This window comes from Halomonas lysinitropha (assembly GCF_902500215.1).
Classification (GTDB): domain Bacteria; phylum Pseudomonadota; class Gammaproteobacteria; order Pseudomonadales; family Halomonadaceae; genus Halomonas; species Halomonas lysinitropha.
In genome coordinates, this window is sequence record NZ_CABVOU010000063.1 from 1 (window position 1) to 204 (window position 204).

At 56.4% G+C, this 204-nt stretch carries 1 rRNA gene; it reads left to right on the plus strand.

What is annotated here, in order from left to right:
• A 16S ribosomal RNA gene (locus HALO32_RS17875) occupies window positions 1–204 on the plus strand; the annotation flags it as partial.

Consider the following 204-nt stretch of genomic DNA (forward strand, 5'->3'; position numbering starts at 1 on the left):
GCAGTGGGGAATATTGGACAATGGGCGCAAGCCTGATCCAGCCATGCCGCGTGTGTGAAGAAGGCTTTCGGGTTGTAAAGCACTTTCAGTGAGGAAGAAAGCCTGGGGGCTAATACCCCCGAGGAACGACATCACTCACAGAAGAAGCACCGGCTAACTCCGTGCCAGCAGCCGCGGTAATACGGAGGGTGCGAGCGTTAATCG